The sequence below is a fragment of the Corynebacterium sp. FDAARGOS 1242 genome (genome assembly GCF_016889985.1).
Taxonomy (GTDB): Bacteria; Actinomycetota; Actinomycetes; order Mycobacteriales; family Mycobacteriaceae; genus Corynebacterium; species Corynebacterium minutissimum_B.
Genome location: NZ_CP069568.1, coordinates 1,325,832 through 1,346,380, shown reverse-complemented (window position 1 = coordinate 1,346,380; position 20,549 = coordinate 1,325,832). Strand labels below are relative to the sequence as shown.

Below are 20,549 nucleotides of genomic sequence, written 5' to 3'. Positions count from 1 at the left end.
CTGCATGAAGGGTGGGTCCATGGCGGACTTGAGCTTTGCTCGCTTTGCCTCGAACCTCGGCCAGTTCATCAAGTTCGGACTGGTAGGCGGTTCGGGCACGCTGGTTAACATTGCGACCTCCATCGTGGCCGCGAAATGCGGCTTGGCCTGGTTCGGCGCCACCCCGCATGATGCGATGTTTAACCTCTTTGGCACCCAGTTCCACGTGCGCTGGTTCATGCTCTTTTCCACCATTGCCTTTCTTGTGGCTAATACGTGGAACTACCAGCTCAATCGCATGTGGACATTCAAGTCCGTGAACAAGGTGTCGTGGTTGCGCGGATTCTTGCCGTTCCTCATCACTGGTATCGGCGCCTACCTAGTCACCCTCGCCGTCCAGTACCTGCTGATGAATCCGACCTCGCCGCTGCAGCTTCCGCCTCATATCTTCGACGACACCACCGGCTTCCGCACGATGTACTACTGGGCGAACGCCATTTCCATCGTCGTGGCCATGCCCATCAATTTTGTGTTCAACAAGCTGTGGACCTTCCGCTCGACGCCCAAGAAGCCGGTCGTGGTGCACGAAACTGAGCCCGCTTAAGCGTCGTTGTGGCTTGAGGCTACGTGCTTCCTGCCTCGCCACCCTTCGCGCTCACCAGCGTCCGCTCGCGGGGTCTTTCTGCTTCTCCGGTGCGAAGGGCAAATTCTTCGCCTACTGACCCCGTCGCGCTCACGGGAAACGCCCCTTCCGCGAGATTCTTAGTTTCAGTGAGCGCGAAGGGCATGCAGCACCAGAAGGGGAGCCAGCAAAAGAACAGCATCCAACCCCCTTGGCGCTCACAGGGATGAGAAAACAGCAACACCCGCCTTCCGCGGTGAGCGCGAAGGGCGGGCCGGAAAATGAAAGCAGTTAGTCCTCGAGTTCGGCATCGAGGCGGGCTTGGTCGCGACGATGCTGGCGACGTCGAATGAAGGGCGTCAGGATCACCACGGTCATAACACCAGTCACGGCGCCAATGAGATAAGAGGCCGGGGCAGGCTTGTAGGCGTTACACGCAATGCCGGCGAACATAACGATGAGCGGTACGAGGTACAAGACCATCACAGTCCAATTACGGCTGACGAGTGGTGTGGCGACGCGACGGCGCAGCCACACCGTACCAATGGTATTTCCGATAACCGTGGGCACAAGCACGAGAAGGCAGAGCATGCTCATCTGACCTGGGAGCACCCACGCGAGAATGGCAGCGACGACGAGTTCGAGAAACTGGATGAGGGGCGCAGCAATGGTGCACGCCTTGTAGAAGGTTTCGCGCTCGTATTCGTCGTGTGATGCACGTTCGATTTCTCGAAGTGAGTAGTTGGCAATTGCATTAATCATGTTGATCTTCTCCAAATATTTCTTCGACGGTTTTTCCAAGTTCGCGGCAGATGTCTAGGGCGAGATGCACTGAAGGGGAATAGTTGCCGCGTTCAATGTTCGCGATGGTCTGGCGGGAGACGCCTGCTCTTTCGGCGAGTTCAGCCTGTGACAGCTCGAGCCAACGCCGCCATTTGCGGACCATGTTGGGGTTGTCGGGCATCGAACCTCCTTTACGGTGTGTCGCGCTTACATGACTCAGTGTAAAGAATAATTGACACTAAGGCAACCGTTGTAGGCATAAATGCCACATCCAATAGGGCTGCGTCACGCACGAGGGCAGTTGCGGTTTTCGACCTTTGAGCAGCTCAAGCGCCGCTTTAATGAGGTCGAGTGCATCATCGAGGTGGTAGCGGATATCGTCGGCAGTAAAGCGCAAAACTGTGTAGCCATGAGCGACAGCCGCATTTTGTTTCGACCGATCAGCCTGAAATACCTCACTGCTTTTGTGGTACTGCCAGCCATCAACTTCGATGATGAGTTTGTCAATGAGGAAGTCGAAGCGGTACCCCGCGATGAGCACATTATGCTCCGGGTAAATCCCTTTCGCCCGCAAACTTCGGCTGAGCTCCTGCTCCGACCGGCTATCCGTGCCTATCGGGGTGTTCCGAATCGCCTCCTTTAGCCTGCGCGGCACCCGCCGCATCCTCTGCTGGTCTTTCTCTAAGCGCCCAGGCCCGTCCTTGCCGCGATAATGCTTCTCCAACAAGGGGCCACTTGCACCAGCTATACGGCGCGCCGACCACAGCGCCTCGACAACGGGCAGGCCTCCCACCTTGGTTGTAGCGCGAAGCCGCGAATGCGTCACGCGAAACGTCTTCCCTTTAAGAGTTCGCGGCCCCTCTGCTTCCAGGGGAAATGTCAGCTGTCGCCCGAGGTAAATCTCCTGCGCAGTCTTGCCCGTGAAATGAACGTGGCTCAACCCATGCACCAAAGCCCGCGCGACCGCCAGCGGCGTCCACTCGTCGGTGTAAATCCCCCGATGCACACGGAAGAGCGTGCGCTCGCGAAGCTTCCGCTTGATGGCCTCTTTGCCGAGTCCCTGTTCGCGTAGTTCTGCAGTAGTCCATGTTCCCATAGGACCGAAAATAAGCAGTGCTTAGCGACGTCCCCACCACCCCAACCTCAGCCTGTGGAGAACTTGCTCTCGCGAGCGGCCCCCAGGGCTCGATTGGTGTTCTCCTGTGGATAACTTCCCTTCGCGCTCACCGACGAGTGGCGGAATGTGGTAGTGGAGGCCGGTTGTGAGCGCGAAGGGCTGAGGGCAGGCCAGCTCGCCGCGCCTACCACCCCTCGCGCCGCCCCCAACCTTTCGCACCGACTCGTTGCCAACGGCCTTACACCCTTCGCATCGCCCCACCAATGAACACCACCCTTTGCGCTCACCGAAATCAAGTTTCGACAACATGTGGCGCTTACGGTGAGCGCGAAGGGAGGGTAAGGGGCGCGGGGTGGTGCGGGATTAGCTCACAACGCCCTTTGCGCTCACGGGGCGAGTTGAAGTGGCGCTCTGGTGGTCGATGGTGAGCGCGAAGGGAGGGTAAGAGGCGCGGGGTGGTGCGGGATTAGCTCACAACGCCCTTTGCGCTCACGGGGCGGGTTGAAGTGGCGCTCTGGTGGTCGATGGTGAGCGCGAAGGGAGGGTAAGACGCGCGGATTGGGGAGGGGAAGGGGAGAGAACGGCAGGGGGAGAGGAGAGTTGGGGAGAGAACGGCAGTGAAAGTGGTAATAGGAGAGAGAAGAGAGGAGCAGGGTAGCTAGCGGGCTTCTAGCTCGGCGGCGGTAGGCAGCGGGAGACGAGCCGTGGGGGCGATGCCGCGGGCCTTGGCGTTGATAACGCCTGCGATGGCGAGCACCGCGAACATGGAGGCGGCGGAGAGGAGTTGGATGCGGGCGGAGGCGTCGGTAAGCATGAGCACTGCAATGGCAGCAAAGAGTGCCAGGGCGAACCACGTGAGGTAAGGGTAGGCCCACATGCGCACCGGCAGCGGGTGAATGGCCTCGAGCTGGCGACGAAGGCGCAGCTGGCTCACGGCGATGAAGACCCACACGATGAGCAACGACGCGCCGGCTGCGTTGAGCATGAAGGACAAAAGCCAGCCGGTATCGGCGTAATTGAGCACGACCATGACCACGGACAGCGCCACGGAGAGAGCAATGGCGGCCGTGGGCACGCCGCGGCGGTCAGTCGAAGCGAAAAGCTTGGGAGCCTCACCGCGGGAAGCCAGCGAATGCATCATGCGGGAGGAGGCGTAAATCTGTGCGTTAAAGGCGGAGAGCAGCGCGAGGACGATGACAACCTCCATGATGACCGCAGCACCTGGGATGCCGGCGCGGTCGAGCACCATGGTGAAGGGCGATTCGGCAGCGGACTGCGCGGAGCCCAACGAGGAGTAAGGCAGGAGGAAGGTGATGACGAGGACGGACCCGAGGTAGAACACCGAAATGCGCGTAATTGTGGTGCGCACAGCGTTGACGAGGGACTTCTCGGGGTCCTCGGACTCGGCAGCTGCGATGGCGACGACCTCGATGCCGCCGAATGCGAAAGCCACAGCAAGCAGGCCGGCAGCGACGCCGCCGAGGCCATTAGGCATGAAGCCGTCTTCGAGGAAGACCGACGTGCCGATGAAGGAGTGGCCGGGCAGGAGGCCGAAGACGAGGAGCGCGCCAATGATGAGGAAGAGGACAATGACGGCGACCTTGATGAAGGCGAACCAGTACTCGAACTCGCCAAACATGCGCACGCGCAGCAGGTTAATGAGGCCGAAGAGCGCGACGCAGATGGCGGCAGGGATCCACGGTGGGCAGTCGAACCACGCGCCGATAAAACCTGCGGCACCGGTGATTTCGGCACCGAGGACTGCGACGGTGGCGAGCCAATAAATCCAGCCTTGGGTAAAGCCTGCCCAGCGGCCGATGCCGTGTTCCGCGTATTCGGAGAAAGAGCCGGAGGCGGGGATGACCGTGCCCATTTCACCAAGCATCTGCATGACGAGGATAGCAAGGAAACCAGCGATGAGATAGGCCAACAAAACAGCTGGGCCGGCGGCGGAAATGCCCACACCGGTACCCAGGAAAAGGCCCGCGCCAATGGTGGAGCCTAGGCCCATCATGGTGAGATGGCGGACCTTCAGGCCGCTGCCGAGAGAGCGAGTAGAGGAATCATTTTGAGCAGTCACCTTTAGCATTGTAGGCAGCTGCCTAGGTGTTTGGGTAAAAAAGGGGCGCCTAAACGGTGCTTTTTCGTTGGGAATAAGGAGCACGACGTCTAGGCGCGAAAGCGCAGGATCACGAAAGGCCCCGCAGAACGGGGCCTTAAGGCAGCAAAGCCTAGTTCTTGTGCAGGTCCTCGTTGAGGGCCACAGCATCGGACTTCCAGTCCACGGCCTCGACGGCGCCGGTGGTAGAGTTGCGGCGCAGCAGCACGCCCGAGACGCCAGAGAGCTGAGAACCCTTGACGGTCTCGCCCTCGGCAACGTCAAGCGCCTGAGCAATCTTGCCGAAGACGGCGATCTTGGTGCCGGCGGTGACGTAGAGGCCGGCTTCGACAACGGAGTCGTCGCCAAGCGAAATGCCAATGCCGGAGTTAGCGCCGAGCAGGCAGCGCTCACCGATGGAGATGACCTCCTTGCCGCCGCCGGACAGGGTACCCATGATGGAGGCACCGCCACCGATATCGGAGCCATCGCCCACGACGACGCCCGCAGAAATACGGCCTTCGACCATGGAAGCGCCCAGGGTGCCAGCGTTGAAGTTCACAAAGCCCTCGTGCATTACCGTGGTGCCCTCAGCGAGGTGAGCGCCCAAGCGGACACGGTCGGCGTCACCAATGCGCACGCCGGACGGGACAACGTAGTCCACCATGCGCGGGAACTTGTCCACGGAGTAGACCACGACCGGGCCGCGGGAGGCGAGGCGGCCGCGGACCATCTGGAAATCAGCAACCGCGCAGGGGCCGTAGTTGGTCCACACCACGTTGGCCAGCTTGCCAAAGATGCCATCGACGTTCAGGCCGTGAGGCTTGACTGCGCGGTGGGAAAGCAGGTGGAGGCGCAGGTAGGCGTCGTAGGTATCGGCGGGGGCCTCGTTGAGATCCTTGATGGAGGTTTCCACAGCGATGCGGGCCACGCCGCGCTCTTCATCCGGACCAACGAGTTCGGCGAACTGCTGCGGGGTGTCTTCCAAGCGCTTGGTGCCGCTGGCGTCTACAGGGGTATCGAGGTGAACTGCTGGGAACCAGACGTCCAAGACGGTGCCGTCGTGGGTAATGGTTGCCAGGCCACGTGCGGAAGCAGTAGTCATAGCGTCACACCCTAGCAGCTACGCGCCTGAGTGTCGCTTCTTCCTACCCGGTAGTAGGTAGAAGATAACAATGAGCCCGGCCGTGAGGATGAGGACGGCGATGACTTGGTTGCGGGCGGAGGCGTCGAAAAGCATGAGCAACGTCAAGCCGACAAGGGCCAGGACGGTCAGCCACGGCAGCCACGGGTAGCCCGGAACGCGCAGCGTGGTGAGTTCACCATTGGCCTTGAGCTGCGGATGCAACTTGATGTAGGAGGCCACGATGAAGCACCAGATCACCAACAGGCAACCGCCCACAGCGTTAAAAAGGAAGGCAAGCAGCCCTGGCGGATTCCAATACTGCAGTACCACCGATGCGAAGGCGAAGATGATGGACAGCAGCACCGCGAAGACGGGGGAGCCGGAGGTGTTGGTCTTTAAAAAGACGTGGTGGGCGCTGTGGTCCTTGGCCATGTCGTAGACCAAACGGGACGTGGCGTAAATCTGTGCGTTGAACGCAGAGAGCAGCGCGAGGGCGATAACAACCTCCATAAAGCCGGCGGCAAAAGGAATCTGTGCTGCGGCCAAAACAAGGGTGAAGGGCGAATCCGCAGCCACGTCAGCATCCTGGATGGAGCTGAAAGGCAGAGCCATCGTGATGACGAGGATGGAGCCGATGTAGAAGACCATGATGCGCACGATGATGGCGCGGACCGCCGTGGCCACGTTGTGGGCGGGGTCCTCGGATTCGGCCGCGGCAATCGTCACCAGCTCAATTCCGCCGAAAGCAAAGGCCACAGCCAGCAATCCAGCAGCAAATCCCGGCCCGCCGTTGGGCAGGAAATTCTCCGTAAAGTTGTGGCCGGCCACGGAGAGGTCCATACCGGGCAGGATGCCCAGAGCCATGAGCACACCGACGCCGAGAAAGGCCACGATGGTGGCTACCTTGATAATGGCGAACCAGAATTCAAACTCGCCAAAGCCGCCCACGGCCGCAAAATTGACCACCGCAAAGAAGACCACGGCGACCAGGGCCGGAATCCACGGATCCACGCCAAACCAGTTGGAGATGATGGCCGCGGCGCCGGTGATTTCAGCGCCCATGACCATGACGAGCATGAACCAATAAATCCAGCCCAGGGTAAAACGCGCCCACGGGCCAAAAGCTTGGCCCGCGTAGGTGGAGAACGCTCCGAGGGAGGGGCGGGCAGCGGCCATTTCTCCGAGCATCCACATCACCAAGGCGATGAGGGCGCCCGCTACTGCATAGGAGACGAGGATAGACGTGCCGGAGACCTGGATTCCCAGTCCTACGCCGAGAAACAGCCCCGCACCCACCGCCGAGCCGAGGCCCATCATGGTGAGGTGTCGGGTTTTGAGTTGTGTGGCCGCAGCCATGTGAGATCACCTTCAACAACGTTGATTATTTGCAACGGGAAGTACTTTACGCAATGCACTAACTGACGGGGAACGCTAGCATGGCGGGTTGTGACTTTAAATCTCTTCGCCGACCCCATTGAGCTCACCAAGGCATTGGTGGATATCCCCAGTCCCTCTCACCACGAGGAGGTTATTGCCGCTGCCGTCGAGGAGGCACTGCGCGGCTTGGACCAGAGCAAAGTCGAGGTCGAGCGCTATGGCAATACTGTCTGTGCCCGCACGAACCGCGGCCTGAAGACCCGCGTCGTGCTCGCTGGGCACATCGACACCGTGCCGCTGGCCGATAACGTGCCTCACTCCATGTCTGAAGATGGCACCACCATGTATGGCTGCGGCACCGTGGACATGAAGTCCGGCATGGCCGTCTACCTCAACGCGTTTGCGCAGCTCTATGACGCAGAGGAGCTTAAGCACGATCTCACCGTCATCGCCTACGAGGGCGAGGAGGTGGCCACCGAGTTCAACGGCTTGGGCCATCTGCAAAAGGATCACCCGGAGTGGCTGCAGGGAGACCTCGCGCTGCTGGGCGAACCTTCCGGCGCCATGATCGAGGCCGGTTGCCAGGGCACCATTCGCCTGCGCGTGACAGCACAGGGCACCCGAGCGCACTCGGCCCGTGCGTGGCTGGGCTCCAATGCCGCCCACACCTTGGCCCCTGTGATGATGAACGTGGCCAACTACCAGCCGCGCGAGGTGGAGATTGATGGCTGCACCTACAAGGAAGGCCTCAATATCGTGCACCTCGAATCCGGCGTGGCTACCAACACGATTCCGGATGAAGCCTGGATGTTCGTCAATTTCCGCTTTGCCCCGGACCGCACCGCGGAGGAAGCGTTGGCGCATATGAAGGAGGTCATCGGCGAGCACGAGAACGTCAGCATCGAGGTCGATGACATCGCCAGTGCCGCCCTGCCGGGCCTGGGACAGCCGGCGGCACGTGCGCTTGTCGACGCCGTCGGGGGCAACGTCCGCGCCAAGTACGGCTGGACCGACGTCGCCCGCTTCTCCGAGATGGGGACCCCAGCCGTTAACTTCGGCCCCGGCGATCCGGGCTTTGCTCATAAGAAGGACGAACAAGTCCTCGTTGAGCAGATTACCGAGGTTTCTCACGCTCTCTTGAACTACCTGAAGGGATAATTCACCATGACCCCTGAGCAAATCCGCACTCTCCGCGGCCCACTGCTCGTCCGCACCGCCGGCGAGCAATCCTCCACCTTCGACCAGCGCCTTCTGCAGTCCGGCGCGGATCACGAATGGCAGCATGCTGATCCGTGGCGCGTCCTGCGCATCCAGGGCGAGTTCGTGGATGGTTTCGATGCTCTGGCCAAGCTTCCGAAGGCCGTGACCGTCTTTGGCTCCGCGCGGTCGCGCGAGGAGGATCCGATCTACCGGCTTGGTGTGACCGTCGGCAAGCGCTTGGCGGAGGCCCAGTACGCCGTCATCACTGGTGGAGGTCCCGGCGTTATGGAAGCGGCCAATCGCGGTGCGCACGAGGCCGGTGGGCTCTCTGTGGGCCTGGGCATCGAGTTGCCCCACGAGCAGGGCCTTAACCCATACGTCGATCTGGGCTTAAACTTCCGATACTTCTTCGCGCGCAAGACCATGTTCCTCAAATACTCCCAGGCCTTCATCTGCTTGCCCGGCGGCATGGGCACGATGGATGAATTCTTCGAGGTCATGTGTATGGTTCAGACCGGCAAGGTCACCAACTATCCCATCGTGCTGATGGGCACCGACTACTGGTCGGGCCTGGTGGAATGGATGAAGCGCACGCTGGCGGATGGAGGTTTTATTAACCCGGAGGACCTGGATCTTTTCCTCGTGACCGACGATCCGGATGAAGCCCTGGCCCACATCGTGGCGGCGCACAAGGTGATGTCGGATAAGCGCATCCGGGAGCAGGAGGACAAGTGAGCCCCCAGCGTGGTCTGGCCCAGGTCATGGCGATTGTGAACCGCACGCCGGATTCCTTTTATGACAAGGGCGCTACCTTCGAGCTGGACCCCGCAGTGGAGCGAGGGGAGCAGGCGCTTGCCGACGGCGCCTCCATCATCGACATCGGCGGAGTCAAGGCCGGGCCGGGAGAACATGTCGACGCGACCGAGGAAATCGAGCGCGTCGTGCCTACCATCGCGGAGTTGCATCGCCGCCACCCGGAGGCGCTGATTTCGGTGGACACGTGGCGCGCAGAGGTGGCCGAAGCCGCGATTGCGGCCGGCGCCGGTCTGGTCAATGACACGTGGGCAGGCTGGGACCCAGAGCTCATCGAGGTCGCCGGCGACAAGAAGGTGGGCTACGTGTGCTCCCATACCGGTGGAGTGGTACCGCGTACCCGCCCGCATCGCGTGCACTTCGATGATGTGGTGGCTGACGTTATCGCAGAAACCACGCGGCTGGCCGAGCGAGCCGCAAGCCTCGGGTGCCCGGAGGAACTGACCTTCATCGACCCCACGCATGACTTTGGCAAGAACACCTTTCACGGCTTAGAGCTGTTGCGCCGTATCGACGAGGTTGTCGCCACCGGATGGCCGGTGCTCATGGCCTTGTCCAACAAGGATTTTGTGGGCGAGACCCTCGACCGCGCCGTGGACCAACGCGTGGCGGGCACGCTGGCGGCGACGGCGTGGTCGGCTGCGCGCGGCGTGGCCGCCTTCCGCGTACACGAAGTGGGGCCGACACTCGACGTCATCCGCATGACCGCTGCCATCCAGGGCGAGATGCAGCCCTTGGCGACGACCCGCGGGTTGGCATGAAAGTTTCCGTCATTATCCCCGCGCTCAACGAGGAGTGCACCGTGGCGCACGTCGTGCGCGCATGCCTAGCCGATGAACCCCACGAGGTGCTCGTTATTGATGCGGACTCGTACGATGAGACTTCGGCTGAAGCACAGGCGGCCGGGGCACGGGTGCACAATTGGCGGGAGGTCCTGCCCGAGGAGCCACGACCCGGGAAGGGTGAGTCCCTCTGGCGCGGAGTAGCCGCTGCTCAGGGCGACATTGTCGTGTTCATCGATGCCGACCTCGAATCCGCCGCTCCCGGCATGGTCTCCGCGCTCGCCGAGCCTTTCGTCGATCCGCACGTCCAGATGGTCAAGGCACGCTACCAGCGCAGCTTTCACGGAAGCCCCACCGGTGGCGGCCGTGTGACAGAGCTGACGGCTAAGCCGCTGCTGCGGCAGTTCTTCCCGGAGCTCGCACACATTGACCAGCCTCTCGGCGGCGAATACGCCTTAAGGCGCGCGGCCGCCATGGAGCTGCCGTTCGTGGATGGGTACGGGGTGGAAGCGGGGCTGCTGGTGGACGTCGCCAAGCGCTATGGCCCCTATGCCCTCGCCGAGGTGGACCTGGGCACCCGCGCACACCGCAACCGCCCACTGGAAGAGCTAGCGCCGATGGCAGACGTGGTGGCGCGCACGATCCTTTCGCGCGCCGGCGTCATTGGGGCGGTGCCGCAGCGACCACCACTGATGGGTAGGATTTAGCCCATGATGTCCTGGATCTTGCTCATCGTTGTCCTCATATCGCTCATCATCATCGGTTCGTGGGCGTGGGGTAGCATTGTCGGCCGCGGCACCGTCATGGATACTCCAGACGAAGCCGTCGATGTTGACGCCGAAAATCTCCGCGCCCTGGAGGAAGGCCGCTTCGATGACCTGCGCTTTGATGTGGTTCCGCGCGGCTACCGCCAAGACCAGGTGGACGCGCTCATTGCGGCTGCGGAACGCCGTCTGACTGCACCGCACGGCTCGTCTGCTGTGCCGGCTGGTGCGAACGTGCCGCTTGAGTCTGAAAAAGGGCTAGACTAGAAGGACGTTATAACAATAGTCGAAGGAGACTCACTATGGCAGCGATGAAGCCCCGTACGACCGGCGGAGAGATGGAAGCGGTAGAGGAGTCCCGCAAGATCGTCATGCGCATTCCTTCTGACGGGGGTGGCCGCATTGTCATCGAGCTCAGCAAAGAAGAAGCAGCGCAGCTCGGTTCACTCCTCGTCGCAGTTTCTAGCTAGTCTAGGAACATGCTTTCACATATCGTCGATATTCTGGCCGATCCCGCCGATGGCAGCGCCCTCCAGTGCGCGGATGATTGTTCCCGCCTCGTCTCGGAGACCGGCCATTCCTATGATGTGGCCAAGCAGGGCTATGTCACGCTGGCGGCCGGTGCTGGACTGAAGCACCAGGGTGATGATGCCTCCATGGTGACGGCGCGTGAAACCTACCTAGCCATGGGACACTTTGCGCCCTTCGTGGAGGCAGTTACCGGCGCTGTGCAGGATGCCCTGGAGACCCAGGACGAGGCCAACCATGCCGCGGGTCTGGACGAACATACCACTCCCACCCTCCTCGAGGTGGGCGCCGGAACCGGCTACTATCTAGCCCATACCCTGGACTCCATTGAAGGCGCAAGGGGAGTCGGGCTCGACATTTCCACGCATGCTGCCAAGCATTTGGCCAAGTCCCATGAGCGCGTCGGCGCCGTGGTAGCGGATGTGTGGGAGCGCCTGCCTATTCGCGATCACTCGATTCACGCCATCTCCGTGGTCTTCGCTCCGCGCAATCCCGCGGAATTCCAGCGAGTCCTAGCTCCCGGCGGCGAGGTCATCGTGCTGACCCCGCAGGCAGGCCACCTGGATGAGCTGCGCGAGCCGCTTGGCATCCTAGGCGTGGAAGAAGGAAAGGTGGAGCGCCTCTACGCCCAGGCGGAGGGCTTCCTTGAGCAGGCCGCTGAGCCCGTGGATATTTCTTTCCCTATTATCTTGGACAAGGCGTCCATTGCAGCCCAGGTGGGCATGAGCCCGTCGGCGCGCCACATTAGCCCAGAGGAGCTAGCAGAGCGCATGGCCGCCTTGCCGCAGTCTCTGACCGTGACGGCACACGCGCGCCTGGACCGCTTCCGTTCGGCGTCCTAAACGCCGAACGGCCGAATCCCGCTAGGAGCGCTTGGATCCCTTGCGGTTCCAGGACTGCTCAATAACGGCCTCACCCTCCGTGTTGACCTCGATGGCGGAGCAGCCGCCCTCAAAGTAGACGCGGGAGCTCATGGCAACGAGGCCACCGTCGACGAAGACCTCCACGCTCGCACCATCCTGAATGATGGTGAGCGTGTCGGAATCTCCCTCCGCCAGTGGGGCCACGGCCGGAGCGGAATCCTTGAAGTAGTGATCGAAGGCCTTGGACATTGAACGGTCCACGCTGATTTCGTCACCAGTGTGGCGAATCACGACGGCTGGCTCACCGGAGCCATCAAGCAGCGTCACGGTAACGCTGGAGTTTTCCGGAACCTCGAGAACGCCGGTCCAGGACTGCGCGTAGTCAGACAGCTTGACCGCATCCGGCAAACCCTGGGCCGGGGTCTGGTAGAGCACCCCGCCTTGGAGCGTCACCGCACGAGGCAACGACAGGCTGTTCGCCCAGCCCTCGGCTTCCCATGTTGGGTGCTTGGACGCATCATCACCGCGACCATTGCCGTTGAGCAGTCCCAGAATGACAGCGCGGTCATAGCGGCGCTCCTGGGCAATCGTGCCTGTCGTAGTGTTGGTGTTGCGCGGACGGGAGAAATCGTGGCCGAAGTCCACGCGTTGGAAACCCTTGGCCACGGTGAACTCGGTGCCGTCGAGGCGCCCCACGATGTAGCCGGACACGTCACGGCCGGCGCGCTCCAAAGTGACGAAGAGGACGTCGTAGATTTCTCCGTCTACTTCGTCGCGCAGGCGCACCAGACGCGGCGACACCACCGGCGGGATGGGGGAGGTGGCCGGGACTTCGCCCTCATTAAACCCTGGGTCACCGTTGAAACTCAGCCTGCCCAGCAGGGACCAGGACTCTCCATTAGGGCTCTCGAGGATGACCGGGACGGGGGCATCGGCATCACCGGTCAGGGCTAGCATGAGCCAGCCATCGTGGCCTTCCTCGCGATCCTCCTTGGCCCAATCAGGCACCACAGACGGCGAGCGGAAGCGGTCAAAGTCAGTATGAGCTCCTACAGCTTCCCCGAAGCGGACCACGCCCGGGTCCAAGGCAGTCGGGTCATCAGAGACGACACATTCGTCGGCATAGTCGGTATAGCGTGCCAAACGCACGCTGGTGCCCACGGACGTTACGGATGTGAAATACAAGTTGAGAGCATCCTGACCTTCCGCCACGGAGCCAGCGCGCAGGGAAAGCTCACCGCCGACGGGGGCTAGGACATCATCGCAGTCCAGCCACGCGAACGGCGTTTCTTCGGAGAAGGTGTGTCCCCAGCGGGCCGGTTGGCCGGGCTCGGGGCGGTATTGGTGGAACAAGTGCCACGTATCACCATCGCGGACGATGCCGGCGGGCGCATCGAGGATACCGCTATCGGGGACGAAATGAATTTCTGGTCGGTGTTGTTGGGGTTGCGTCACGGCAGTCCTTCCTACATCAACGAGCGGTAAATGTCCACGGTCTGCTGCGCGATGGTGGCCCAGGAGAACTCACGAATTGCGCGTTCACGGCCGACAGTGCCGAAGCGTTGCGCCAGCTCAGCGTCCGCAGCCACACGGTTGACCGCAGCGGCAATATCAGCCTCAAACGAGGCTTCATCGGCAGCGTCAAAGTGCACCAGGACACCGGTCTCGCCGTCGACGACGACCTCCGGAATGCCGCCGACATCAGAGGCCACAACGGCCGTGCCACAGGCCATAGCCTCCAGGTTGACAATGCCCAGCGGCTCGTAAATGGAGGGACACACGAACACATCCGCGCCGGAGTACACCTGTTTAATTTCTTCGCGGGAGAGCATCTCCTTGACCCAAAACACGCCATCGCGCTGCGCACGTAGCTCGTCGACGAGGGCCTCAGTCTCTGCGGCAATTTCCGGGGTATCCGGAGCGCCCGCACAGAGCACGAGCTGGATATCCTCATCGAAGCTCTGCGCGGCTTTAAGGAGGTGCTTCACGCCCTTCTGCCGGGTAATACGGCCCACGAAGGCAGCGATGGGGCGCTGCTTGTCGACGCCCAACCTATCCAGCACCGGCGCCTCTCCCGGTTGCCAGATCTCAGTGTCGATGCCGTTAAGGACGACGTGGACCTTGTCGGCAGAAATACGCGGGTAGGCCTCGAGGATGGACTCTTTCATGCCGACTGAGACCGCAATGACGGCGTCGGCGTATTCCATGGCATTCTTCTCTGACCACGAGGAGATCTCATAGCCTCCGCCGAGCTGTTCCCGCTTCCACGGGCGGTGCGGTTCCAAGGAGTGTGCGGTGACAACGTGTGGGATGCCATAGAGGCGGCCGGCAAGGTGGCCACCCAAACCGGTGTACCAGGTGTGGGAGTGGGCCACGTCGATGTCGGACGCTGCGTTAGCCATGCGCAGACCCGTGGACAGGGTTTGGAGTGCGGCATTGGCCTCAGTGTCCTTCAGTTCAGGGTCGACTCCATGCACAAAGACGTCCTCTTCATCGCGCGGGGACCCCATGCAGTGAACAGAAACGTCAATGATGTCACGCATAAATCGGGTCAGCTCCGCAACGTGAACACCCGCTCCGCCGTAGATCTCCGGCGGGTACTCCTTAGAAAAAATTCCGGCTCTCATACCCTCCCAGAATACGGATCTTCCCCAGTGTGCGCAGAAGGACAGGAGAAGGGCGGGAGATGGGCAGACGTGATTCTGCGCGACCCCGATGGCGGGGGTGAAAACCTGCATCTTTTCCCTGCAGAATGTGGAAAAACTCGTTAGATTGGGTGACGTGAGAAGCCTTCCTAACGTCCTTGCCATTGTCCTCGCCGGCGGCGAGGGAAAGCGCCTCTTCCCCCTGACGGAAGACCGCGCTAAGCCCGCTGTTCCCTTCGGTGGTTCCTACCGCCTCGTTGACTTCGTGTTGTCCAACCTCGTCAACGCCGGTTTCTTGAAGATTGCCGTGCTGACTCAGTACAAGTCCCACTCCTTGGACCGCCATATTTCCCAGGCGTGGAACTTGTCGGGTCCGACTCCTCAGTTCATCGCGTCCGTCCCGGCGCAGCAGCGCCGCGGTAAGCGCTGGTACAACGGTTCGGCCGATGCCATCCTGCAGTCGTTGAACCTCATCTATGACGAGAAGCCCGATTACGTCATCGTCTTCGGCGCGGACCACGTCTACCGCATGGATCCGGCGCAGATGGTGGAGGAGCACATCGCTACCGGTCTGGACTGCTCTGTCGCGGGTATTCGTGTTCCGCGCTCGGAAGCGACCGCCTTCGGCTGTATCCAGGCAGACGGCATGGGCACCATCACGTCCTTCGTGGAGAAACCTGCTGACCCGCCAGCTACTCCGGATGACCCGAACATGACTTATGCGTCGATGGGCAACTACGTCTTCACCACCGAGGCCCTCATTGAGGCCCTCCTGCAGGATGAGAAGAATGAGGAATCTGCCCACGATATGGGTGGTGACATCATCCCGTACTTCGTGGATCGCCAGCAGGCGCACGTCTATGACTTCATGTCCAATGAGGTACCCGGCTCCACGGACCGTGACCATGGTTACTGGCGTGATGTCGGTACCATCGATTCCTTCTATGAGGCGCATATGGACATGATTTCCGTGCACCCCATTTTCAATCTGTACAACCGCTCATGGCCAATTCATTCCACGGATGATTCCAACTTCCCGCCGGCCAAGTTCGTGCAGAACGGTATTGCCCAGTCCTCGATGGTGGCCCCTGGCTGCATTGTCTCCGGTGGTACTGTGCGCAACTCGGTGCTGGCTTCCGACGTTCACGTGGCCGACGGTGCGACGGTCGAAGGAGCCGTCATTCTCCCCGGCGTGCGCATCGGCCGCGGTGCCGTGGTGCGCCGCGCCATCTTGGACAAGAACGTCGTCGTGAGCGACGGCGCCATTATCGGTGTGGACCGTGAGCGCGATGAGCAGCGCTTCAAGGTTTCCGATGGCGGCGTGGTTGTCGTGGGCAAGAACGAGAAGGTTTAACTCAGTCCACACCACGACCCCAGACCGGAACCAGCTCCCGATTAAGACCAAAGGGAGGGCGCAAGGACAACAATCCCGGCCTCTTCACCCCACGCAAGGGGGGTGTTCCTATATAGTTTGTCAACCTCGCGGGTGGATTAGCCGGGGTTGATTTTTCAGCCGGGGTTGTTTGGCCGTGTTGTTTTCTGGCATGGCTGTTAGCCGACTGGGGTTTCCCAGTCGGCTGTTTGGTTCTTGGGGTTTAGGCTGCTTTGACTTCCTGTGATTGGTCGGGATCGCGGTAGTACTCGTGGTTGCTCATCATGGCGTATAGGACGTTGAGCCGTCTGCGGGCTAGTGCTACGACTGCAGCGTTGTGTCTCTTGCCTTCACGGCGCTTTCGTTCATAGAATTGCCGTGAACGCTCGTGGAATCTGATGGATGCAAAAGATGATTGCCATAGGGCGTTCTTTAATTTTTTATTGCCAGCTCTGTTCAGTGAGTTCGACATGATTGAGGTTCCGGACTGATTCGTTCGGGGTGATAAGCCAGCGTAAGAGGCTAGGTGCGCAGCTGTCGGGAAGTCGGACATGTCGCCCGCGGTCATGAGAATTTGGGCAGCCGTCTTCGGCCCGATTCCTGGCATGGATAGCAGGATTTGAGTGTGGGGGATGTCGTTGATGAGCTCGATGACTTCCTGCTCGATTTGTTTGCGGTGCTCGAGCTTTAAAAGCGCGTCCTTCGCCGACATTGCTACGCCCATTTCGGCATATTGTGCACCAGCAATGGCGACTGTTTGCTCAGAGATGGCAGCGAATATGGCATCGATGACGGGCTCGGGATTGCGTGCCTTATAGCGTCGAGCGAAGGCAGCTGCTTTGGCTTTTCCGAGGCGCTTTATCTTGGTCGGCCCGCCGTAGCGTGCAAGTAGGTGCAGAACCCATTTGCGGTGGATCACCTGGCCGCGAAGGGCTTGCTCGAATTGCGGGTAGCAGCCAACTAGTGCACTTCGAATCTGATTGATGAGCCTGGTGTAGGAGCGCGCTAAGTCTTCGTCGATGCCGTTGAGGACTTTCAACTGGAGAAAGGCTTCTTCGACGCGGTCGACACTGCGGAGGGATTCCGGAAGGTTCTTTGCAGCGTGGGCGATGATATATGCATCCCGGATATCAGTTTTGGCATTACCAGCGTGGATACGTGAGAGTTGACGCATAGCCAAACCTGGAAGGTAGCGCACATCGATTCCGATATCTTGGGCAACCGCGACAGTTAGTCGCCCAATGTTATTGGGCTGGTCCACGACGACAAGGACCTTGTGGTCGTTTGCGCTAAACGTTGAAAAGAGTGTGCGCAGGGATTTTTCGTTTTGGTTGATACGCTTTGATAGCACTTGGGCGCCGTCGATATCTAAGACGCAAGCGTGGTGAAAGTATTTGCCAACGTCCATGCCGATGACATAGTCGTAGGTCATGCCAGACCTCCTAGCGAATTGAACGAGTATGAGACTTATTTCATCGCTGGTGGTCGGACATACTTCACGCTGGCATCCACATTACTTGAGACCTCACACATCCTGTGTGGGTCAGGTTCCTATTAGCAGTCTGGAGTATGTCACTGCCTTCGGCGGCATCACCCCCCGGATCATTTTCAGACAGGGACGAAAACAAGCCATACCGAAGCCAGCGACTAGTTCCGCTGCCACAAGGCAGAAGGAACGCAGATAAACATAGCCTGCCCCAGCATGGGGCTAGGAGTACGAATCCTGGGCTCCTTCAAGCGGAACTGCTAACAACGTAATGGGAGGAGAGCCGGGATATTTATTCGCCTTGGTGAATTAGAGCTTGGTCACGAGGGTGAGCCCCGCACCATAAGGCAGGCGCGTGACGGCCGCGCCTTCGAGGGAACGCGCGATTTCGTCGGCCTCACGGGCAGCGGCGGTGTCGCGGTCAGTGCGCGAGCTATCAGCCACGGTGCCATCCAGCAGCGAGTTCGCGAGCACCAACGTGCCGTGCTGGTATAGGAGAGGCCAAGCGGCCTTCACCAGCGCGGGCATGTCGAGGGCAGGTACCTCGGCGTAGATGACCTGGTAGGTGTCGTTGGCCAAACGCCCCATGATGTCGAGCGGACGCGAGGGCAGGAAGCGCCCGCGGCTAGAGGAGTAGCCGGCATCGCGGAAGGTCTGCTTTGCGCTGGCTTGGTGCTCAGCTTCCGGATCAATACAGGTGAGAATGCCGTTCTCCGACATTCCGGCGAGAAGGTAGAGGCCCACTACCGAGGCCGCCGGGGTAATCGCTACCGCCTGGGGGCGCGACGTCGTTCCAGAGGAGACTGCCGCCAGGGTGCTCAGTAGCTGTCCGGTGGATTCATCCGGAACCGGCAGTCCGTATTCCTCTGCGTGGGCGCGGGCGCTGGCGAGCGCTTCCGATACCTCGCTGGTGGATTCGATGAAAGATCGCAGTGCGTCATAAGCCGTAGTAGTCACAGTGAAAACCATAGTGAAAGGACCGTGGATGTGGGACAAGAATCGCTCAGGATGCAGTGCCTTATGTGACGCGAGTAGCGCATGAAACCCGTGGTATGGATTCACAGGGTGCTCACAGTACTGTGGCTGGAGTTTCCGTGCTGTCTATAGAATGATGATCCTCATGACAAAGAAGCAGCGCGAGAATGTACCCCCGCTCAGCTCTGAAGAACAGATCAGCACCGTCGAAGAGCACACTGCTGAAGCTGAAGAGCTTACGGGTACTGCCGCGTTCGATGCCGGTGAAGCCGATATGCCCTCGTGGGGCGAGCTCGTGGCTGAGCATGCTGATGGCGTCTACCGCTTGGCGTACCGCCTCTCCGGTAACCAACACGATGCCGAAGACCTGACGCAGGAAACCTTCATGCGCGTCTTCCGCTCTCTGGATAAGTACCAGGCAGGTACTTTCCAGGGCTGGCTGCACCGCATCACCACCAACCTCTTCCTCGATATGGTGCGCCACCGCTCCAAGATTCGCATGGAGGCCCTGCCGGAGGATTACGAGCGCGTGCCGGGCACCGACATGACACCGGAGCAGGCCTACTCGGTAGCCAACTTGGACCCGGCGCTGCAGTCGGCGCTGGATAACTTGGCTCCGGACTTCCGCGTTGCCGTGGTTCTCTGTGATGTCGTGGGCATGAGCTATGACGAGATTGCCGAAACCCTCGGCGTAAAGATGGGTACTGTGCGCTCCCGCATTCACCGTGGCCGCTCCCAGCTACGTGCCGCACTGGAGAAGGAGGCACAGACCAACGCGGACACCCGCAGCCTCCTGCGTACGCGCTAAAGCTAGACTTGGCCAACAACTAGCCCCTCGGCAGAGGGGCTGCCCAAAGATTGAGGACGAAAGGAGAACGTTTCGTGGAGTCGCTAAATGACAAGCCCCACGAGCGTTCCCTTTCCTTGCCCGGCATCTTTACGGAGGCACAGGCCAAGGTTCGTGACAAAGCTAAGGCTCGCGCACAGCGCGCGGACACCATCGGGCACTTGGGTCCAGAAGCCATCGTGGCCTTCGTGGATGGGGAAATGCCCGCCAAGTACGCTCACCGCGTCCGCGTCCACCTCGTGCACTGTGCCGAGTGCCGCGCCGAAATCCACCACCAGCGCAACGCCTCCGAGTGGGTACGTGAATGCAGCGTGGAATCGCACGTGCGGGCCCCGGAATCCCTCATGGCCAAACTGGCCGGCATCGCTCACCAGGGAGCGGGTCCAGGTCCTGATGCGGAGGAACCTGCCTGCCAGCCGCGCCAGGATTTCTTGGACAAAGTGGAGATGGTGATGCGCGCTATTAAGCACAATCAGCGCGGCTGAGCCGGAGGGAGTGCTTATACTCTGTGAGCGCGGCATGCTCGTCCCAGATTCGACCGGCAAAGTGGTTAAGATAGTTTCGTGTTTTCCTCAATCGGTTGGCTGGAGATCATCACCATTGTTCTCCTCGGCCTCGTCATCATTGGTCCGGAGCGCCTCCCCGGCGTGATTATGGACGTGCGCGCGGCCATCTACGCGGCGCGCAAGGCCATTAACAATGCCAAAGCGGAACTCAATGGTGAGATGAACGGATTGGGTGCGGAATTCGATGACCTCCGCGTTCCCCTCAGCCAGGCGGCGGAATGGACGCGCTTGGGTCCGCGTGGCGTCATCACTAAGGCGCTTTTCGACGGCGACGATTCCGCCTGGGATGATTTCAACCCCAAGAAGATGGCTGAGGACATTAAGCACAGCACGGACCCTGCGCAGAAGGACATGCCGTCTCCTGCGGCCCAGACCGGGCAGGCGCCACAGCAGACCGGTGGGCCACAGCCAGCGGCGCAGGAGCAACACGAGCAGCACGCACAGCAACCTGGCCGCCCGACCTTTGATTACTCCCAGATTTACGCCGACCCCAACGCCAGCGCCCCTGAGACAGAGCAACCCCCGCGCGGCGGGAATACATCCACCGGCGAGGGCAGCGTCCCCTGGGAAGACGTCACGTAACCGTGACGGTTTAACTTTTAAGGG

The 20,549-nt window shown here is 60.8% G+C and carries 22 protein-coding genes; 12 read left to right on the top strand and 10 right to left on the bottom strand.

Translation table 11 applies throughout. The annotated features are described in order from the left end of the window. Window positions 1–19: 19 nt before the first annotated feature. Window positions 20–583: a GtrA family protein gene (locus tag I6J72_RS06375; RefSeq protein ID WP_204100460.1), complete on the top strand. Its 564-nt coding sequence runs from the start codon at window positions 20–22 to the stop codon at window positions 581–583. 309 nt (window positions 584–892) lie between these two features. Here I6J72_RS06375 and I6J72_RS06370 read toward each other — a convergent pair whose 3' ends face one another. The 6 genes from I6J72_RS06370 to I6J72_RS06345 all read right to left on the bottom strand — a co-directional run bounded on the left by I6J72_RS06370 (window position 893) and on the right by I6J72_RS06345 (window position 7,081). Beyond that, window positions 893–1,363: a transcriptional regulator gene (locus I6J72_RS06370; RefSeq protein WP_204100361.1), complete on the bottom strand. Its 471-nt coding sequence runs from the start codon at window positions 1,361–1,363 to the stop codon at window positions 893–895. Then, window positions 1,356–1,565, bottom strand: coding sequence for a helix-turn-helix transcriptional regulator (locus I6J72_RS06365; RefSeq protein WP_204100360.1), 210 nt, complete (start codon window positions 1,563–1,565; stop codon window positions 1,356–1,358). Before I6J72_RS06365 ends, I6J72_RS06370 begins: the two co-directional genes overlap by 8 nt. A 57-nt stretch (window positions 1,566–1,622) precedes the next feature. Then, on the bottom strand, window positions 1,623–2,480 hold the full coding sequence (locus I6J72_RS06360; RefSeq protein ID WP_204100359.1) for a DUF559 domain-containing protein: 858 nt from the start codon (window positions 2,478–2,480) through the stop codon (window positions 1,623–1,625). Window positions 2,481–3,159: 679 nt separating this feature from the next. Beyond that, a complete protein-coding gene (locus I6J72_RS06355) occupies window positions 3,160–4,590 on the bottom strand; it encodes an amino acid permease (RefSeq protein ID WP_204100358.1) in 1,431 nt (476 codons plus the stop codon). Window positions 4,591–4,732: 142 nt separating this feature from the next. Next, window positions 4,733–5,704 (bottom strand): 2,3,4,5-tetrahydropyridine-2,6-dicarboxylate N-succinyltransferase, encoded by a 972-nt coding sequence (dapD, locus tag I6J72_RS06350; protein ID WP_204100357.1) that lies wholly within the window; start codon window positions 5,702–5,704, stop codon window positions 4,733–4,735. An 18-nt stretch (window positions 5,705–5,722) separates the two neighbouring features. Beyond that, entirely contained in the window at window positions 5,723–7,081 is a 1,359-nt protein-coding gene (locus I6J72_RS06345; protein ID WP_204100356.1) for an amino acid permease, read from the bottom strand. 90 nt (window positions 7,082–7,171) lie between these two features. Between I6J72_RS06345 and dapE the strand changes: the two genes are divergently transcribed. Genes dapE through I6J72_RS06310 form a run of 7 tightly spaced genes read left to right on the top strand, consistent with a single transcriptional unit; the run spans window position 7,172 to window position 12,031 of the window. Continuing rightward, window positions 7,172–8,260, top strand: coding sequence for a succinyl-diaminopimelate desuccinylase (dapE, locus tag I6J72_RS06340; RefSeq protein WP_204100355.1), 1,089 nt, complete (start codon window positions 7,172–7,174; stop codon window positions 8,258–8,260). A 6-nt stretch (window positions 8,261–8,266) separates the two neighbouring features. Further along, on the top strand, window positions 8,267–9,037 hold the full coding sequence (locus I6J72_RS06335; RefSeq protein ID WP_115021666.1) for a TIGR00730 family Rossman fold protein: 771 nt from the start codon (window positions 8,267–8,269) through the stop codon (window positions 9,035–9,037). A 26-nt stretch (window positions 9,038–9,063) separates the two neighbouring features. Next, window positions 9,064–9,876, top strand: a complete 813-nt coding sequence (gene folP / locus I6J72_RS06330) for a dihydropteroate synthase (protein ID WP_181815440.1) — start codon at window positions 9,064–9,066, stop codon at window positions 9,874–9,876. Further along, window positions 9,873–10,604 carry a glucosyl-3-phosphoglycerate synthase gene (locus I6J72_RS06325; protein WP_204100354.1) on the top strand — a complete coding sequence of 244 codons (732 nt, stop codon included), beginning with the start codon at window positions 9,873–9,875 and terminating at the stop codon, window positions 10,602–10,604. Before folP ends, I6J72_RS06325 begins: the two co-directional genes overlap by 4 nt. Window positions 10,605–10,607: 3 nt before the next feature. Further along, a complete protein-coding gene (locus tag I6J72_RS06320) occupies window positions 10,608–10,928 on the top strand; it encodes a cell division protein DivIVA (protein WP_239107533.1) in 321 nt (106 codons plus the stop codon). Between the two features lie 35 nt (window positions 10,929–10,963). Further along, entirely contained in the window at window positions 10,964–11,131 is a 168-nt protein-coding gene (locus tag I6J72_RS06315; protein WP_070671838.1) for a DUF3117 domain-containing protein, read from the top strand. Between the two features lie 9 nt (window positions 11,132–11,140). Next, a complete protein-coding gene (locus I6J72_RS06310) occupies window positions 11,141–12,031 on the top strand; it encodes a methyltransferase domain-containing protein (protein ID WP_204100353.1) in 891 nt (296 codons plus the stop codon). Window positions 12,032–12,052: 21 nt separating this feature from the next. On the opposite strand, the gene I6J72_RS06305 is transcribed toward I6J72_RS06310, so the two are convergent. Both I6J72_RS06305 and glgA read right to left on the bottom strand, forming a co-directional pair. Then, complete coding sequence (locus I6J72_RS06305) at window positions 12,053–13,507, bottom strand: GH32 C-terminal domain-containing protein (protein WP_204100352.1); 1,455 nt, start codon at window positions 13,505–13,507, stop codon at window positions 12,053–12,055. Window positions 13,508–13,518: 11 nt separating this feature from the next. Continuing rightward, on the bottom strand, window positions 13,519–14,679 hold the full coding sequence (gene glgA, locus I6J72_RS06300) for a glycogen synthase (RefSeq protein WP_204100351.1): 1,161 nt from the start codon (window positions 14,677–14,679) through the stop codon (window positions 13,519–13,521). Between the two features lie 154 nt (window positions 14,680–14,833). Here glgA and glgC point away from each other — a divergent pair, with 154 nt between their 5' ends. Then, window positions 14,834–16,051 (top strand): glucose-1-phosphate adenylyltransferase, encoded by a 1,218-nt coding sequence (glgC, locus tag I6J72_RS06295; RefSeq protein ID WP_204100350.1) that lies wholly within the window; start codon window positions 14,834–14,836, stop codon window positions 16,049–16,051. Window positions 16,052–16,292: 241 nt separating this feature from the next. On the opposite strand, the gene I6J72_RS06290 is transcribed toward glgC, so the two are convergent. After that, window positions 16,293–17,501 (bottom strand): IS110 family transposase, encoded by a 1,209-nt coding sequence (locus I6J72_RS06290; RefSeq protein WP_070672735.1) that lies wholly within the window; start codon window positions 17,499–17,501, stop codon window positions 16,293–16,295. 363 nt (window positions 17,502–17,864) lie between these two features. Next, window positions 17,865–18,512, bottom strand: coding sequence for an O-methyltransferase (locus I6J72_RS06285; RefSeq protein WP_204100349.1), 648 nt, complete (start codon window positions 18,510–18,512; stop codon window positions 17,865–17,867). Window positions 18,513–18,675: 163 nt separating this feature from the next. On the opposite strand from I6J72_RS06285, the gene sigE reads away from it, so the two are divergent. The 3 genes from sigE to I6J72_RS06270 all read left to right on the top strand — a co-directional run bounded on the left by sigE (window position 18,676) and on the right by I6J72_RS06270 (window position 20,525). Further along, entirely contained in the window at window positions 18,676–19,338 is a 663-nt protein-coding gene (sigE, locus tag I6J72_RS06280; protein ID WP_115021673.1) for an RNA polymerase sigma factor SigE, read from the top strand. A gap of 74 nt (window positions 19,339–19,412) precedes the next feature. Next, entirely contained in the window at window positions 19,413–19,862 is a 450-nt protein-coding gene (locus I6J72_RS06275) for an anti-sigma factor (RefSeq protein ID WP_204100348.1), read from the top strand. A gap of 78 nt (window positions 19,863–19,940) precedes the next feature. Next, window positions 19,941–20,525 (top strand): Sec-independent protein translocase TatB, encoded by a 585-nt coding sequence (locus I6J72_RS06270; RefSeq protein ID WP_204100347.1) that lies wholly within the window; start codon window positions 19,941–19,943, stop codon window positions 20,523–20,525. The last annotated feature ends 24 nt before the right edge of the window (window positions 20,526–20,549 follow it).

Bases quoted from the DNA above. Each gene is read 5' to 3' on its own strand.
- I6J72_RS06375 (WP_204100460.1), top strand. From the start codon at position 20: ATGGCGGACTTGAGCTTTGCTCGCTTTGCCTCGAACCTCGGCCAGTTC.
- I6J72_RS06370 (WP_204100361.1), bottom strand. From the start codon at position 1,363: ATGATTAATGCAATTGCCAACTACTCACTTCGAGAAATCGAACGTGCA.
- I6J72_RS06365 (WP_204100360.1), bottom strand. From the start codon at position 1,565: ATGCCCGACAACCCCAACATGGTCCGCAAATGGCGGCGTTGGCTCGAG.
- I6J72_RS06360 (WP_204100359.1), bottom strand. From the start codon at position 2,480: ATGGGAACATGGACTACTGCAGAACTACGCGAACAGGGACTCGGCAAA.
- I6J72_RS06355 (WP_204100358.1), bottom strand. From the start codon at position 4,590: ATGCTAAAGGTGACTGCTCAAAATGATTCCTCTACTCGCTCTCTCGGC.
- dapD (WP_204100357.1), bottom strand. From the start codon at position 5,704: ATGACTACTGCTTCCGCACGTGGCCTGGCAACCATTACCCACGACGGC.
- I6J72_RS06345 (WP_204100356.1), bottom strand. From the start codon at position 7,081: ATGGCTGCGGCCACACAACTCAAAACCCGACACCTCACCATGATGGGC.
- I6J72_RS06335 (WP_115021666.1), top strand. From the start codon at position 8,267: ATGACCCCTGAGCAAATCCGCACTCTCCGCGGCCCACTGCTCGTCCGC.
- folP (WP_181815440.1), top strand. From the start codon at position 9,064: ATGGCGATTGTGAACCGCACGCCGGATTCCTTTTATGACAAGGGCGCT.
- I6J72_RS06325 (WP_204100354.1), top strand. From the start codon at position 9,873: ATGAAAGTTTCCGTCATTATCCCCGCGCTCAACGAGGAGTGCACCGTG.
- I6J72_RS06320 (WP_239107533.1), top strand. From the start codon at position 10,608: ATGATGTCCTGGATCTTGCTCATCGTTGTCCTCATATCGCTCATCATC.
- I6J72_RS06315 (WP_070671838.1), top strand. From the start codon at position 10,964: ATGGCAGCGATGAAGCCCCGTACGACCGGCGGAGAGATGGAAGCGGTA.
- I6J72_RS06310 (WP_204100353.1), top strand. From the start codon at position 11,141: ATGCTTTCACATATCGTCGATATTCTGGCCGATCCCGCCGATGGCAGC.
- glgA (WP_204100351.1), bottom strand. From the start codon at position 14,679: ATGAGAGCCGGAATTTTTTCTAAGGAGTACCCGCCGGAGATCTACGGC.
- I6J72_RS06290 (WP_070672735.1), bottom strand. From the start codon at position 17,501: ATGACCTACGACTATGTCATCGGCATGGACGTTGGCAAATACTTTCAC.
- sigE (WP_115021673.1), top strand. From the start codon at position 18,676: ATGACAAAGAAGCAGCGCGAGAATGTACCCCCGCTCAGCTCTGAAGAA.